Here is a 12,002-nt window from a genome sequence, read left to right as displayed (position 1 = left end):
CCGACGCCACCAAGCCCGCGCCAAAATCAGCCACTACCGCCGCCGCCAGACCATCGACAACCATGCCTAGATAACGAACCCGGGCTGGAGTACTAATCGATCCAGCATCGCAAGATCCGGCCCGGGTAAGCTATCGATGACCTGGAAACGCCCGTGAATGAATAATCGATACGGGTAAGCACAGGTCAGGTTGCCGAATCGCAATCGGCCGTACGGCAGAAACCGCGGGAAGGTCAGCCCGGCTGATGATCGGCCGCGACATGAGCGGCCTCGGTGTCGGGTTCTTCCGGTTCCGGGGAATCGGCGGAATGCGCCGCCGGAGGGGATTGATCGGCCGGGTGGGACAGGGCGGTGGCGGCCCAGCCGGCGGCGCTGGCGCAGGACAGCATCACGATGGGGATCACCACGCGGTCGACCGAGGTGCTCAAGTGCCAGTGCAGGTCGTTCGGCGTGACCACGTAAATGAGCGTCAGGAAGCACCAATACAGCGCCGCCACCCCCCACAGCCACCCGTCCCCGCCCAGCCCGACCTCCCGCCGCCGATGGCGGAGCAGGACGTAGCCCAGCACCGCCGCGGCCAGAGCGAACGCCACGATGCGGTCAACGCGGCCGGTCATCGTGGACAGGACCAGGGGTAGACGACCGACCGTGTCCGCGTCGCTGTGCAGGAGGTCGCCGAACTTGCCGCCGGCCAGGACGTCCGTCTGGGCGCCGAGCAGGCGGGCGGTCAGGGACCACACCGCGGCGAACGCCACCGGCAGCCAGACCCAACCCACAGAGCGGAGCCGGCGGCGGTACCGCACCGAGGCGACCAAAGCCAGGGCGACGACCATGCTCTGGCCCTCGTTCTTCATCAACGCGGCCGAGCACAGCAGCAACAGGGTCAGCGGCAGCAGCGGGCCGAACGGGGCGCGGCCGAACAGCAGCAGGACGGCTCCGGCCGTGAAGGCGGCCGCGCACATGGCGTCGCTGAAACCCGCCGACGGTACTATCCACAGTGGACTCCACGCCGAGAGGCCGACGGCGATCGCGGCGGGCCAGGACAGCCACGGCGGGGCGAATGCGGTGACCGTGCGCACGGCCAGGACCGCGGCGGCCACGGCCGCGAACGTCACCAGGCCGGTGACCACGGCGGCCGGGTAGAAGTCGCGGGTGCCCAGGAGCTGCCACACCAGGGAGACGGGGGCGGAGGCGAACGGCGGGTAGTCGGGGTGGCTGAAGATCAGGGCCGGGTTGCCGATCGACGAACGGGCGAACGAGCCGCCGCCGGTGAAGTAGCCGGCGTGCAGCCACCAGATCAGGTGGGCGTCCCACAGCAGGGGCTGCTGCCCGACGGGCAGGAACGGCGGCACCAGCGGCACGGTCAGCAGCAGGGCGTCGCGCCACGAACCCAGCGCCGGGCGGGTCCGCAGCCGCCACGCCAGATAGACGGTGAGCAGGAACAGCGGCCCGAACCACAGCAGCAGCGGACCACCGAGCGCCAGCATCAGCAGTACCGCCGCCGTGCACACGGCCGCGCCCGCGAGGGGAGCGAGCACGACGGCCAGCGACGCCGAACGGGTCACGGCGAAGGCCGGCGGCAGGCCGGCCGCGAGGAGCAGGACGACGGTGAGCGCGACGGTCATCCGGTCGCCGGCTTCCGCGTCGTGACCCTGACCCCGTGCGGCGCGGCCTGGTCGAACTCCAGCCGCACCTCCAGGTCGGCGCCGGCCAGGACCACCGGTATGCCGTGCATCGTCGCCAGCTGTGTCAGCCGCAGCCGCCACTCGATGTTGTCGTCGACGATCTGGACCCGGTCGCCGGATGGGACCTGGCGGGCGAGCTCCGCCCCGATGTACTCCAGCTGCTCCCGGATCGGGGCCGCGGGGGCGTAGGCGCCGGTGACGACGTCCTTGGCGCCGGTGCGGGCGGAGAACACCGCCGGTCGCATCGCCTGCAGCAGTGCGGCCGCGCACAGCAGCACGACCAGCAGGCGCAGCAATCGTCGCACCACGCTCAGCAACCCCCACGACCCGAACCGTTTCCGGGAACCCGACCACCCTAGCGTCTGTTTCACAGCTAAGGCAGGGCTGCGGCGGGCCCAGATCCCGCCTGCGCACACATCGCGAAAGGCCGGATACAACCCCGGTATCCGACCTCCCGCGCTGCGCACGCAGACGAAATCTGGACTCCGCCTCGCACCTACCCCAGCTGTGAAACAGACGCTAGAACATGACCCTGGCCGACCCGTTGCGGACGTCAGCCATCGACGGCGGGCTTCAGCACGTCGGTGCACCACTGGCGGAACGTCGTCGGGGTGGTCCACTCCGGGGTCCGCGCGACGCCGTTGTCGAGGCCCTCGTTCTTCGCGATCGCCATGTCGAGCAGGCCCCGCGCCATCGCCGGCGACATCCCTGGCCGCACCGCGTACAGCGCCTCGCCGGTCACGTGCTGGTACCGCACCTCCCGCCCGAGCACCGAAGCGATCGTCGCGGCCATCTCGGCGTGCGTCAGGTCCTCGGGGCCGAGGACCGGCACCTCCGCGAACCCGGTCCACGTGCCGTCGCGCAGCAGCCGGGCGGCCACGGCGGCGATGTCCCGGGTTGCCACCACCGGCGCCCGCAGGTCCGGCGCGATCGGGCCGGAGAACACGCCCTGGGACCGGATCGCCGCCGTCTGCCGCGCGGTGTTGTCCATGAACGACGGCATGACCAGCGCACGGTACGGCACACCGGTCGCCGCGATCAGGTCGTCCATCGCGAGCGTCCCGGTCACGTACCCGGCCCGGTCCGCGACGGGTGTCCCCCGACCCAGCGCCGAGACGCCGACCACGCGGCCGACGCCCTGGGACGCGAACACCTCCAGGGCCGGCCGGGCGAAGCCGGAGTAGGCCTCGTCCACCGAGGCGGCCCGCGGGTCGGCCGGCACGAGCCAGAACACGGCGTCGGCGCCGGCGAACGCCTTGGCGACCACGGCCGCGTCGGCGTGCGAGCCGGTGACGACCTCGGCCCGGGCGGCGACACCGGGGGCCAGCCGGGCCGGGTCGCGCACGACGACTCGGACCGGTTCGCCGGCGTCGAGGAGGGCATTGACCAGGTGACCGCCGATGTGGCCGGTCGGTGCGGTAACAACGATCATGCGACCAAGTCAACGTCCGGCGGCGCGGAAGCTGAAGGACCGATCCCGTCTGGATTGATACCCTGGCGATATGAGTGACCTCGAGACGCGCCAGCTGCGATACTTCGTCGCCGTCGCCGAGGAGTGCCACTTCGGGCGGGCCGCCGAGCGGCTCGGCATGGCGCAGCCGCCGCTGTCCCGGGCCATCCGCGAGCTCGAGCGCCGGCTCGGCGTCCAGCTGCTGGAGCGCACCACCCGCCAGGTCACGCTGACCCCGGCCGGTGCGGCCCTGCTCGCCGACGCGCGCGTCGCGCTCGACGCCGTGCGACGAGCCGAACGCCGGGCCCGCCGGGCCGCGGAGCCGGTGCCGTCGCTGCGGGTCGCGCTCAAGGCCGACTACGACGCGGGGCTGCTGCCGAAGATCCTCGACGCGTTCACCGGTCGGCCGGTCGAGCTCCTGCTCGGTGGCCGCGGCGAGCAGGTGCCGGCCCTGCACGACGGCCGGGCGGATGTCGCGCTGCTGCCGACCCCGTTCGACGAGCGCGGCCTCGACTTCGAGCCCCTCATCACGACCCCGTGCGTGGTCGCGGTGGCGGCGGCCGACCCGCTCGCGGCCCGCACAAGGCTGCGATCAGCCGATTTGCAAGGGCGAAAATTTCCCGATGGTACTCCCGCCGAGCACGGACGGATGCGCCCGTCGGACCGGACCTTCGACCTGTCGCAGATCTTCAGTCTCGTCGAGGTCGGCGGCGTCGTGTGGCACCTGCCGGAGTTCGTCGCGCAACGGCATCCGCGCCCCGGCATCGCGTTCCGCCCGATCGAGGGCATCGAGCCGGTGACCCTGGCCGTGGCGTGGCCGGCCGAGTCGCGCTCGTCAGCGGTGGCGGCGTTCGTGCGAACCGCGAAGGAAGTGGCCGCGAGAGAGGTGGCGGCAAAGGAAGCGACGGCGGAAGGGGCGGCCGCGCAAGACGGTCAGGATGGTCCACTGTGGACCGGGAGGAGCATCGTCAGCCCATGATGAAGCCGACGAGCGGGGCGTCCTGGGTGACGCAGGCGCTCGGGGCGAGGACCTCGGAGGTGTCGCCGCCGTTGACGCCGGTGCGGAAGGTGCCGGGGGCGCCGGTGCACGAGGTGGCGGTGTAGGTGATGCGCACGCCGCTGGCGTCCCAGGCGGGCTTGCTGCCGGCGCGGTCGCTGACCTGGTGCTGCTGGGTGCCGTCGAGGTTCATGACCCAGATGGTGTCGTTGTGGACGTAGGCGATCTGGGTGGCGTCCGGGGAGAGCGTGGGCTGCTTGCTGACCTCGTCGGCGGTGAGGCGGGTAGTGTGCCCGGCCTGCTTGACGTAGACGGCGCCGTGGCTGGCGTAGACCGTCGGGGTCGTGGCGGCGGAAGCGGCCGTGGCGCCGACGGTGGCGGCGATCCCGGCGGCGGCGGTGAGGCCGGCGAGGACCAGTGTGCGCGTGACGGTGTTGCGGTTCATCCCTGCCCCCTGAGTTGCTGTCTCGTCCGTGTGACGCTGAGACCATCGGCGCAACCGCCCGGCACCTGAACGAAACCCGCGACGAACCTCTGTGACGAATCCCGTCGTCACAACACGGGAGGCCGCCGCGTTGCTCACAACCGGGTGGCCACCCGGACGAGACCGGCGACGGCGCGGGAGTGGCTGTGCGGCGGCCACGCGATGAGCGTCGTGACCGTGGGGGCGTCGAGCAGCGGCACGGCCACCAGATCGCGCCGCAGGTGGACGCGGGCCGACTCCGGCAGCACCGCACACGTGCGGCCGAGGGCGATCAGCTCGTACAACTGCGAATGTTCTCTGATCTGCGGACCCGGTCCCGGTGGATAGCCGCCGTCCCGCAGCGGCCAGCGCGGCAGGGGCACGTCGGGCAGGCCGGTGATGTCGGCCATGCGCAGGTGCGGGCGGACCGTCAGCGAATGCCCGGCCGGCAGGACCACGACCTGGCGCTCCGTGGTCAGCTCCTCGGTGTCGAACCCGACCGGCGAGTCGTACGGCAGGTGCAGCAGCGCCACATCGGCCCGCCCGTCGCGCAGCCAGCGCTCCTGCTCGCCGATCCCGCACAGCTGCACGTCGACGGCGACCGCGCCGGGCTCGGCCGCGTAGGCGTCGAGGAGCTTGGCCAGCAGCTCCCCGGACGCCCCGGCCTTCGTCGCCAGCACCAACTGCGGGGTGCCGGCCGCCGCCCGCCGGGTCCGCCGCCCGGCCGCCTCGACCGCGTCCAGGGCGGCCCGGGCCTCGCGCAGCAGGACGTGCCCGGCCTCGGTCAGCGCGACGGTCCGGCTGGTCCGCTCCAGCAGCGCCGCCCCGAGCCGCCGCTCCAGCTGGCTGATCGCGCGCGACAGCGGCGGCTGCGCGATCCCGAGCCGCTGCGCCGCCCGGCCGAAGTGCAGCTCCTCGGCGACGGCCACGAAGTACCGCAGCTCCCGCGTCTCCATATCGATACCGCCAGGGTATCGCTACCCACCCAGACGGTGTTGCCGCCCGTCACCCGCGCCGACCACGATCGAACCCATGAGCGAACCGAACGTGGCGCTGGTGACCGGCGCGAACAAGGGCATCGGCTACGAGATCGCGGCCGGACTGGGCGCGCGGGGTTTCCGGGTCGGCGTGGCCGCCCGCGACGACGCCCGGCTCCAGGAGGCCGTCAAGACCCTTGTCGAGAAGGGCGTGGATGCCTTTGGGGTACTGCTCGACGTGGCTTCGGACACAAGCGTCGCCGAGGCCGCCGCCCAGCTGAGCCGGCTGGACGTGCTCGTGAACAACGCGGGCATCACCGGCGGCATGCCGCAGCACCCGACGGGCGTCGGCCTGGACACGATCCGCGAGGTGGTGGAGACGAACGTCCTGGGCGTCATCCGCGTCACCAACGCGATGCTGCCCCTGCTGCGCCGGTCCGAGTCCCCGCGCATCGTCAACATGTCCAGCAGCGTGGGCTCCCTGACCCGCCAGTCCGCCGGCGACCAGGGCCCGATCTCCGCCGCGTACGCCCCGTCGAAGTCCTTCCTCAACGCCATCACCGTGCAGTATGCGAAGGAGCTCCGCGACACACCCATCCTGATCAACGCCGCCTGCCCCGGCTACTGCGCCACCGACCTCAACGGCCACCGCGGCCACCGCACCGCCGAACAGGGCGCCGCGATCGCCATCCACCTGGCCACCCTGCCCGACGGCGGCCCGACGGGCGCCTTCTACGACGACGAGGGCGTCGTCCCCTGGTGACACCTGAGGTCGACGGCGGATGCTGGCGGGCATGAGTGCGTCTTTCGCCGTGCTGCACACCGGGTATGTCGGGCAGCACACCGCCAGCACCGTCGGCTTCATCCGCGACGGGGAGCAGCTGATCGTCACCGACCCCGGCATGGTCCGGGACCGCGGCCTCATCCTCGACCCCCTGCGGGACCTGGGAGTCGAACCGGACGACGTGACCGATGTCGTGTTCAGCCACCACCACCCCGACCACACGCTCAACGCGGCCCTCTTCCCCCGCGCCCGCTTCCACGACCACTGGGCCATCTACCAGGGCGACCTGTGGATCGACCGGGACGCCGACAACTATCAGCTCAGCCCGTCGGTGCGCCTCATCCGGACGCCGGGCCACACCCCCGAGGACATCACCACCCTCGTCGACACCGCCGACGGCGTCGTCGCCTTCACCCACCTCTGGTGGATGTCCACGTCCACAGACGACCCGTACGCCACCGACCCCGACGCCCTGCTCGCCGGCCGAGCGCGAGTCCTCCAGATCGCCGGCCTCATCGTCCCCGGCCACGGAGCACCCTTCGAACCGACGAAGGAGCCGCCCCGATGAGTACGGCGCCTGAGCCGCGACCGTGACGCCCAGCCGATCCGGGCCGACCCACCGGCACGTTGGCGCTGAGAATCTCAGGATGATCGCCCGGGATCGTCCTGGCCGAGGAGGGGCGGGTCCGGATCATCGGTCGGCCCGCCGATCGGGTGTCTCCGACGACGTCCAACAGCATGGCAGGGATGGGCACGCCGACTCCAAGCAGCGAAAGCGGACCGAAGGCATCCTTGTCGTTCACTCCGTCGTCCGTCCTCGACTCGGATTTCGGACCTGGGCCGACGAATGCAGAAATCCCACGTCAATTTGCATCACTGCCGATGAACCACCAGCGTCCGCCGCATCAGGTGCTACCTCGTCGGTGAGGCGTTGCTCGCGATAGAGCACTGCGCCTTCAGCGTCATCAAAGAAATAGGTGCTGAACATTCCGGCCGCAATCGGTATCACCGGCCCGCGCGGCAGGAATCGGACGACCGTCTCCGATCGCTTCCAGGCGCCAACCTCGATCCGCTGAACCTTCGACAGCGACCAGCCCAACGCGTCGGCGACCTGCTCCTTCGTGTAGTGAACGGCGTCCCGGAACTGACGAAGCGCAAGCCGCAGACACCGCTGCGCGCCCGCCGGCGAGTCGCTCGGACCCATGATCGCCGCTAACCTCCGTCGGCGTTCAGCGAACCTGCCATACCGCAGACAGCGCAAACCGTCGGTCCAGCACGCGCACTCTCCCCAGCGGGTGATTTGTGGTCGGTGCGGTGAAGCGATTGCGCGGCGGCGGTCGTCAGCGCTAACGAGGCATCCCGGAACTCCTTCCCAGAACATCCCGCCGGTCATCGCGCAATTGGTCCGCCGGTGAGCGGGGCCGGAACAGCCGGCGTTCGCTTCCTATGCGCAGCCATCGCACGTGTCCGCACTTCGCATGCGGCTGGATCACGGTGCGGTGACCGCTGGGGGCGGCGGGGATGTTGAGGGGGTGCGGGTGGAGCTTGCTCCCCTGCCGCTTTCGGAGGCATCTCCTTCAGGATTGGTTCAGGATCGCGGTGTGAACCTGGAGTGTCCGGGCGGTTGCGAAGGGGTGGGGTCTTGCGGGTACTCGTGGTTGAGGACGAGGTGAACCTCGCGGAGACGATTCGGGATGGGCTGGCTGGTGAGGGGTTCACCGTCGACCTCGTGCACACCGGGGTCGATGGGCTCTGGGCGGCGGCCGAGACGCCGCACGGGGCGTACGACGCGATCATGCTCGACATCATGCTGCCCGGTTTGTCGGGGTATGAGGTTTGCCGGCAGTTGCGGGCGCGGGAGATCTGGACGCCGGTGCTCATGTTGACCGCGAAGGACGGCGAGTACGACCAGGCCGATGCCTTTGATCTTGGAGCGGATGACTACCTCACCAAGCCGTTCTCGTTCGTCGTGCTGGTGGCCCGGCTGCGGGCGCTCATCCGGCGGGGGGCGCCGCAGCGGCCCGTGGTGTTGAAGGCCGGCGATCTGCAGCTCGACCCGGTGCAGCGGCGGGTTGTGCGCGGTTCCGACGAAATCTCCGTCACGGCCCGCGAGTTCGCGCTGCTCGAGTTCATGCTGCGGCACCCCGGTGACGTCCTGTCGCGCACGGCGATCATCGAGAACGTCTGGGACGCGCACTTCGACGGGGACCCCAACATCGTCGAGGTCTACGTCGGCTACCTGCGTAAGAAGATCGATCACCCGTACGGCAAGACGGCCATCCGCACCGTGCGTGGCGCGGGTTACAGGTTGGACCCGCAAGGGGGTTGATACAGAGCGCCTATACGCGCGTATAGTCGGCTACCGGAGCGAGTAGTCGGCTATACGCACGTACAGGGGTGATCGCATGGCGTTCGAGGACCTCACGGCCCGGGCCCGGATTCGGGACGCCGCGATCAAGCTCTTCGCCGAGAAGGGCGCGGACGCCACCACCGTCCGGGACATCGCGCAGGCCGCCGGGGTGTCGCCGGGGCTGCTCCGGCACCACTTCGGGTCCAAAGAGGGGCTGCGCGAGTTCTGCGACGAGTACGTCCTGGACCGGGCGATGGGGATCAAGGAGGAGATCCTCAACGACGGGAAGCTGGCCAGCCCCGGGTTCATGCCCTCCGTGCACCCGACGGTCATGCTGACCTACCGGTACATCACCCGCGCCCTGCTCGACGGGTCGCCGGCCGCGGCCAAGCTGTTCGACCGCATGGTCGACGTCGCCGAGCTGTGGATCGACAAGGTCGCCCCCGGCGTCACCGAGGACAAGCGCGGCTTCGCGACCGTGCTCATCGGCATGCAGTCGGGGCTCATCGCCATGCACGAGCACGTGTCGCGCAACTTCGGCACCGAGATGCTCGAGACCGAGGGCTACACGCGCATGGTCAAAGTGCTGGTCGACTTCTACTCCACCACCATGCTCGATCCCGAGCTCGCCGCCGACGCCCACCGGGCGATGGACGAACTGCGAGCCAGTCAGAAGGAGCAATGAGGCAGCCATGACCGAGGCGATCCGCGTCGACGCACTGGTCAAAACGTTCGGGCGCACGCGTGCGCTCGACGGGCTCGATCTGTCCGTGCAGACGGGGGAAGTGCACGGCTTCCTGGGGCCGAACGGGGCCGGGAAGTCGACCACCATCCGGGTGCTGCTCGGACTGCTGCGGGCCGATTCCGGCTCCGCGCGACTGCTCGACGGCGACCCCTGGAAGGACGCGGCGCAGCTGCATCGGCGGCTCGCCTACGTGCCCGGGGACGTCACCCTCTGGCCCAACCTGTCCGGCGGCGAGGTCATCGACCTGCTCGGCCGGCTCCGCGGCGGGCTCGACCCCGCTCGCCGCAAGGAGCTCCTCGAGCGCTTCGACCTCGACCCGACCAAGAAGGGGCGCACCTACTCGAAGGGCAACCGGCAGAAGGTCGCCCTGGTGGCGGCGCTCGCCTCCGACGTCGAGCTCATCATCCTCGACGAGCCGACGTCCGGCCTCGACCCGCTCATGGAGGAGGTCTTCCGGCAGGTGATCCGCGAGGAGCAGCAGCGCGGCCACCGTACCGTCCTGCTGTCCAGCCACATCCTGGCCGAGGTGGAGGCGCTCTGCGACCGGGTCACGATCATCCGTGACGGCCGGGCCGTGGAGACCGGGACCCTGGCCGGCATGCGGCACCTGACCCGGACCTCGATCCAGGCCGACCTGGCCGGGCCCGTCGACGGCCTGGGCGACCTGGCCGGCGTCCACGACCTGCAGACCCAGAACGGCTCGATCCGCTTCAGCGTCGACAATGCCGAGCTGGACCCGGTCCTGCGCAAGCTGACCGCCATCGGCGTGCGCGGCCTGACCAGCACACCCCCGACCCTCGAAGAGATCTTCCTGCGGCACTACGACCGTTCCGAGGCAAAGCGATGAGCGCCTTCATCGGTACTGCGGCCCTCGCGCGACTGGCGCTGCGGCTCGACCGGGTCCGGCTGCCCATCTGGGTGCTCGGGCTCGCCGTGATGCCGATGGGGACCGCCGCCAACTACCAGAAGTTGTACCCCACCGACGCCGATCTGCAGGCGGTGAGCGGGGTGCTGTCCAACCCGTCGCTGGTCGCGATGAGCGGGCCGCTCTTCGGGCTGAACATCGGCGCGCTCACCGCGTGGAAGATCGGCATCACCGAGTGCATCCTCATCGGCCTCATGAGCATCCTGACGGTCGTGCGGCACACCCGGACCGAGGAGGAGACCGGCCGCCTGGAGCTGCTGCGGGCCACGGTCATCGGCCGCTACGCCCCGTTGACCGCCGCGCTCATCGTGACCGCCATCGCCGACGTCGCCATCGGGCTGCTCGCCGCCCTGGGGCTCATCGGTGTCGGCCTCGACCCGGCCGGCTCCTTCGCGTTCGGCCTGGCCATCACGCTGTTCGGGCTGCTGTTCGCGGCCGTCGCGGCGTTCGCGGCCCAGCTGACGCAGAGTGCCCGGGCCGCGAACGGCATCGCCGGGGCGGTCCTCGGCGGCACCTACCTGCTGCGGGCCGTCGGCGACACCGGGCCCACGTGGCTGAGCTGGCTGTCGCCGACCGGATGGGCCCTGCACGTGCGGCCGTTCGCGGGCGAGCGCTGGTGGGTCGCGCTGCTGTTCGTCGGCTTCGCGGTGGTGTTCGGCATTGGGGGGTACACCCTGGTCGATCGCCGGGACGTGGGCGCCGGACTGCTCCCGGACCGGCCCGGGCCCGCCGTGGCCGCGCCGGCGCTCGGCCGCCCGCTCGGCCTGGCCTGGCGCCTGCACCGCGGGCTGCTCCTCGGCTGGGTCGTCGCCCTCGCGCTCAGCGGCGCGGTGATGGGCGGGGCGGCCGTCGGCATCGGCAACCTCAACTCACCCAACCAGCAGCTCACCGACATCCTGGCCCGGATGGGCGGGACGGCCGGGCTGACCGACGCGTTCCTCGGCGCGATCTACGGCATCATCGGCCAGCTCGTCGCCGTCTACGCGATCCAGGCGACGCTGCGGCTGCGCCAGGAGGAGAGCACCGGGCGGGTCGAGGCCATCCTGGCGACCCGGGTCGGGCGGGTCCGCTGGGCGGCCAGTCACCTGGTCTTCGCGGTGGTGGGCACGGCGCTGCTGCTGGCCGTGGCCGGGGTCGCCGGCGGTCTGGTGTACGGCGCGCAGGTCCACGACGTCGGGGCGCAGACGGGCCGCCTGCTGGGCGCGGCCCTGGTGCAGCTGCCGGCGGCGCTGGTCCTGGCCGGGGTCGGGGTCGCGCTGATCGGGCTGCTGCCGAAGCTCACGACACTGACGTGGGCCGCGCTGATCGTCTCGGTGCTGCTGGTCGAGCTGGGCGGGCTGTTCGGGCTCAACCAGTATCTGCTCGATGTCACGCCGTTCGCGCACGTGCCGAAGCTGCCCGGGGCCGCGTTCACCGCGATGCCGGTCGTGTGGCTCAGCGTGGTCGCGCTGGCACTGGGCGCGGCCGGGCTTGCCGGGTTGCGACGCCGGGACATGCCAATTTCCTAAATCAACGCATTCGCACGCGGGCCGACGGGAACATTCGTCGGCCCGCTTGCTATTGACAACATTCTTTCCAGTCGGCGATGCTGCTGAGAGCGCTCTCACGTCTGACACTGGCCGATTG

At 70.8% G+C, this 12,002-nt stretch carries 13 protein-coding genes; 7 read left to right on the top strand and 6 right to left on the bottom strand.

The window, feature by feature from the left end:
• Positions 1 to 233 precede the first annotated feature (233 nt).
• The 3 genes from ACIA8L_RS19575 to ACIA8L_RS19565 form a co-directional block, all read right to left on the bottom strand.
• Entirely contained in the window at positions 234 to 1,625 is a 1,392-nt protein-coding gene (locus tag ACIA8L_RS19575) for a hypothetical protein (protein ID WP_395906255.1), read from the bottom strand.
• Complete coding sequence (locus ACIA8L_RS19570) at positions 1,622 to 1,993, bottom strand: hypothetical protein (RefSeq protein WP_395906253.1); 372 nt, start codon at positions 1,991 to 1,993, stop codon at positions 1,622 to 1,624. Before ACIA8L_RS19570 ends, ACIA8L_RS19575 begins: the two co-directional genes overlap by 4 nt.
• A gap of 245 nt (positions 1,994 to 2,238) precedes the next feature.
• Complete coding sequence (locus tag ACIA8L_RS19565) at positions 2,239 to 3,117, bottom strand: NAD(P)H-binding protein (protein ID WP_395906251.1); 879 nt, start codon at positions 3,115 to 3,117, stop codon at positions 2,239 to 2,241.
• A 70-nt stretch (positions 3,118 to 3,187) separates the two neighbouring features.
• Here ACIA8L_RS19565 and ACIA8L_RS19560 point away from each other — a divergent pair, with 70 nt between their 5' ends.
• Entirely contained in the window at positions 3,188 to 4,114 is a 927-nt protein-coding gene (locus ACIA8L_RS19560; RefSeq protein ID WP_395906249.1) for a LysR family transcriptional regulator, read from the top strand.
• On the opposite strand, the gene ACIA8L_RS19555 is transcribed toward ACIA8L_RS19560, so the two are convergent.
• Positions 4,104 to 4,577, bottom strand: a complete 474-nt coding sequence (locus tag ACIA8L_RS19555) for a TolB family protein (protein ID WP_395906247.1) — start codon at positions 4,575 to 4,577, stop codon at positions 4,104 to 4,106. The two genes, ACIA8L_RS19560 and ACIA8L_RS19555, sit on opposite strands and share 11 nt — an antisense overlap.
• A gap of 134 nt (positions 4,578 to 4,711) precedes the next feature.
• Complete coding sequence (locus ACIA8L_RS19550; protein WP_395906246.1) at positions 4,712 to 5,551, bottom strand: LysR family transcriptional regulator; 840 nt, start codon at positions 5,549 to 5,551, stop codon at positions 4,712 to 4,714.
• Between the two features lie 76 nt (positions 5,552 to 5,627).
• Here ACIA8L_RS19550 and ACIA8L_RS19545 point away from each other — a divergent pair, with 76 nt between their 5' ends.
• Both ACIA8L_RS19545 and ACIA8L_RS19540 read left to right on the top strand, forming a co-directional pair.
• Positions 5,628 to 6,335 (top strand): SDR family oxidoreductase, encoded by a 708-nt coding sequence (locus tag ACIA8L_RS19545; protein ID WP_395906244.1) that lies wholly within the window; start codon positions 5,628 to 5,630, stop codon positions 6,333 to 6,335.
• A 31-nt stretch (positions 6,336 to 6,366) separates the two neighbouring features.
• Positions 6,367 to 6,924 carry an MBL fold metallo-hydrolase gene (locus ACIA8L_RS19540; RefSeq protein ID WP_395906242.1) on the top strand — a complete coding sequence of 186 codons (558 nt, stop codon included), beginning with the start codon at positions 6,367 to 6,369 and terminating at the stop codon, positions 6,922 to 6,924.
• Between the two features lie 231 nt (positions 6,925 to 7,155).
• On the opposite strand, the gene ACIA8L_RS19535 is transcribed toward ACIA8L_RS19540, so the two are convergent.
• Positions 7,156 to 7,560, bottom strand: coding sequence for a helix-turn-helix domain-containing protein (locus ACIA8L_RS19535; RefSeq protein ID WP_395906240.1), 405 nt, complete (start codon positions 7,558 to 7,560; stop codon positions 7,156 to 7,158).
• 438 nt (positions 7,561 to 7,998) lie between these two features.
• Here ACIA8L_RS19535 and ACIA8L_RS19530 point away from each other — a divergent pair, with 438 nt between their 5' ends.
• The 4 genes from ACIA8L_RS19530 (at position 7,999) to ACIA8L_RS19515 (ending at position 11,884) form a co-directional block, all read left to right on the top strand.
• Entirely contained in the window at positions 7,999 to 8,685 is a 687-nt protein-coding gene (locus ACIA8L_RS19530; RefSeq protein ID WP_395906238.1) for a response regulator transcription factor, read from the top strand.
• 76 nt (positions 8,686 to 8,761) lie between these two features.
• Complete coding sequence (locus ACIA8L_RS19525; protein WP_395906236.1) at positions 8,762 to 9,391, top strand: TetR/AcrR family transcriptional regulator; 630 nt, start codon at positions 8,762 to 8,764, stop codon at positions 9,389 to 9,391.
• A gap of 7 nt (positions 9,392 to 9,398) precedes the next feature.
• Positions 9,399 to 10,298 (top strand): ATP-binding cassette domain-containing protein, encoded by a 900-nt coding sequence (locus ACIA8L_RS19520; RefSeq protein WP_395906234.1) that lies wholly within the window; start codon positions 9,399 to 9,401, stop codon positions 10,296 to 10,298.
• The gene (locus tag ACIA8L_RS19515) at positions 10,295 to 11,884 is read left to right on the top strand and encodes an ABC transporter permease (RefSeq protein WP_395906232.1); all 1,590 of its coding nucleotides are present in this window, start codon (positions 10,295 to 10,297) and stop codon (positions 11,882 to 11,884) included. Before ACIA8L_RS19520 ends, ACIA8L_RS19515 begins: the two co-directional genes overlap by 4 nt.
• Positions 11,885 to 12,002 lie beyond the last annotated feature (118 nt).

Origin of the sequence: Dactylosporangium sp. NPDC051541 (assembly GCF_044454505.1) — a bacterium.
GTDB lineage: Bacteria > Actinomycetota > Actinomycetes > Mycobacteriales > Micromonosporaceae > Dactylosporangium.
Note: the sequence above shows the minus strand (reverse complement) of the source record. Positions and strands in the feature narration are given on the sequence as shown.

Coding starts and splice junctions, on each gene's coding strand:
- ACIA8L_RS19545 (WP_395906244.1), top strand. CDS start 5,628: ATGAGCGAACCGAACGTGGCGCTGGTGACCGGCGCGAACAAGGGCATC.
- ACIA8L_RS19575 (WP_395906255.1), bottom strand. CDS start 1,625: ATGACCGTCGCGCTCACCGTCGTCCTGCTCCTCGCGGCCGGCCTGCCG.
- ACIA8L_RS19565 (WP_395906251.1), bottom strand. CDS start 3,117: ATGATCGTTGTTACCGCACCGACCGGCCACATCGGCGGTCACCTGGTC.
- ACIA8L_RS19555 (WP_395906247.1), bottom strand. CDS start 4,577: ATGAACCGCAACACCGTCACGCGCACACTGGTCCTCGCCGGCCTCACC.
- ACIA8L_RS19540 (WP_395906242.1), top strand. CDS start 6,367: ATGAGTGCGTCTTTCGCCGTGCTGCACACCGGGTATGTCGGGCAGCAC.
- ACIA8L_RS19560 (WP_395906249.1), top strand. CDS start 3,188: ATGAGTGACCTCGAGACGCGCCAGCTGCGATACTTCGTCGCCGTCGCC.
- ACIA8L_RS19515 (WP_395906232.1), top strand. CDS start 10,295: ATGAGCGCCTTCATCGGTACTGCGGCCCTCGCGCGACTGGCGCTGCGG.
- ACIA8L_RS19525 (WP_395906236.1), top strand. CDS start 8,762: ATGGCGTTCGAGGACCTCACGGCCCGGGCCCGGATTCGGGACGCCGCG.
- ACIA8L_RS19520 (WP_395906234.1), top strand. CDS start 9,399: ATGACCGAGGCGATCCGCGTCGACGCACTGGTCAAAACGTTCGGGCGC.
- ACIA8L_RS19535 (WP_395906240.1), bottom strand. CDS start 7,560: ATGGGTCCGAGCGACTCGCCGGCGGGCGCGCAGCGGTGTCTGCGGCTT.
- ACIA8L_RS19550 (WP_395906246.1), bottom strand. CDS start 5,551: ATGGAGACGCGGGAGCTGCGGTACTTCGTGGCCGTCGCCGAGGAGCTG.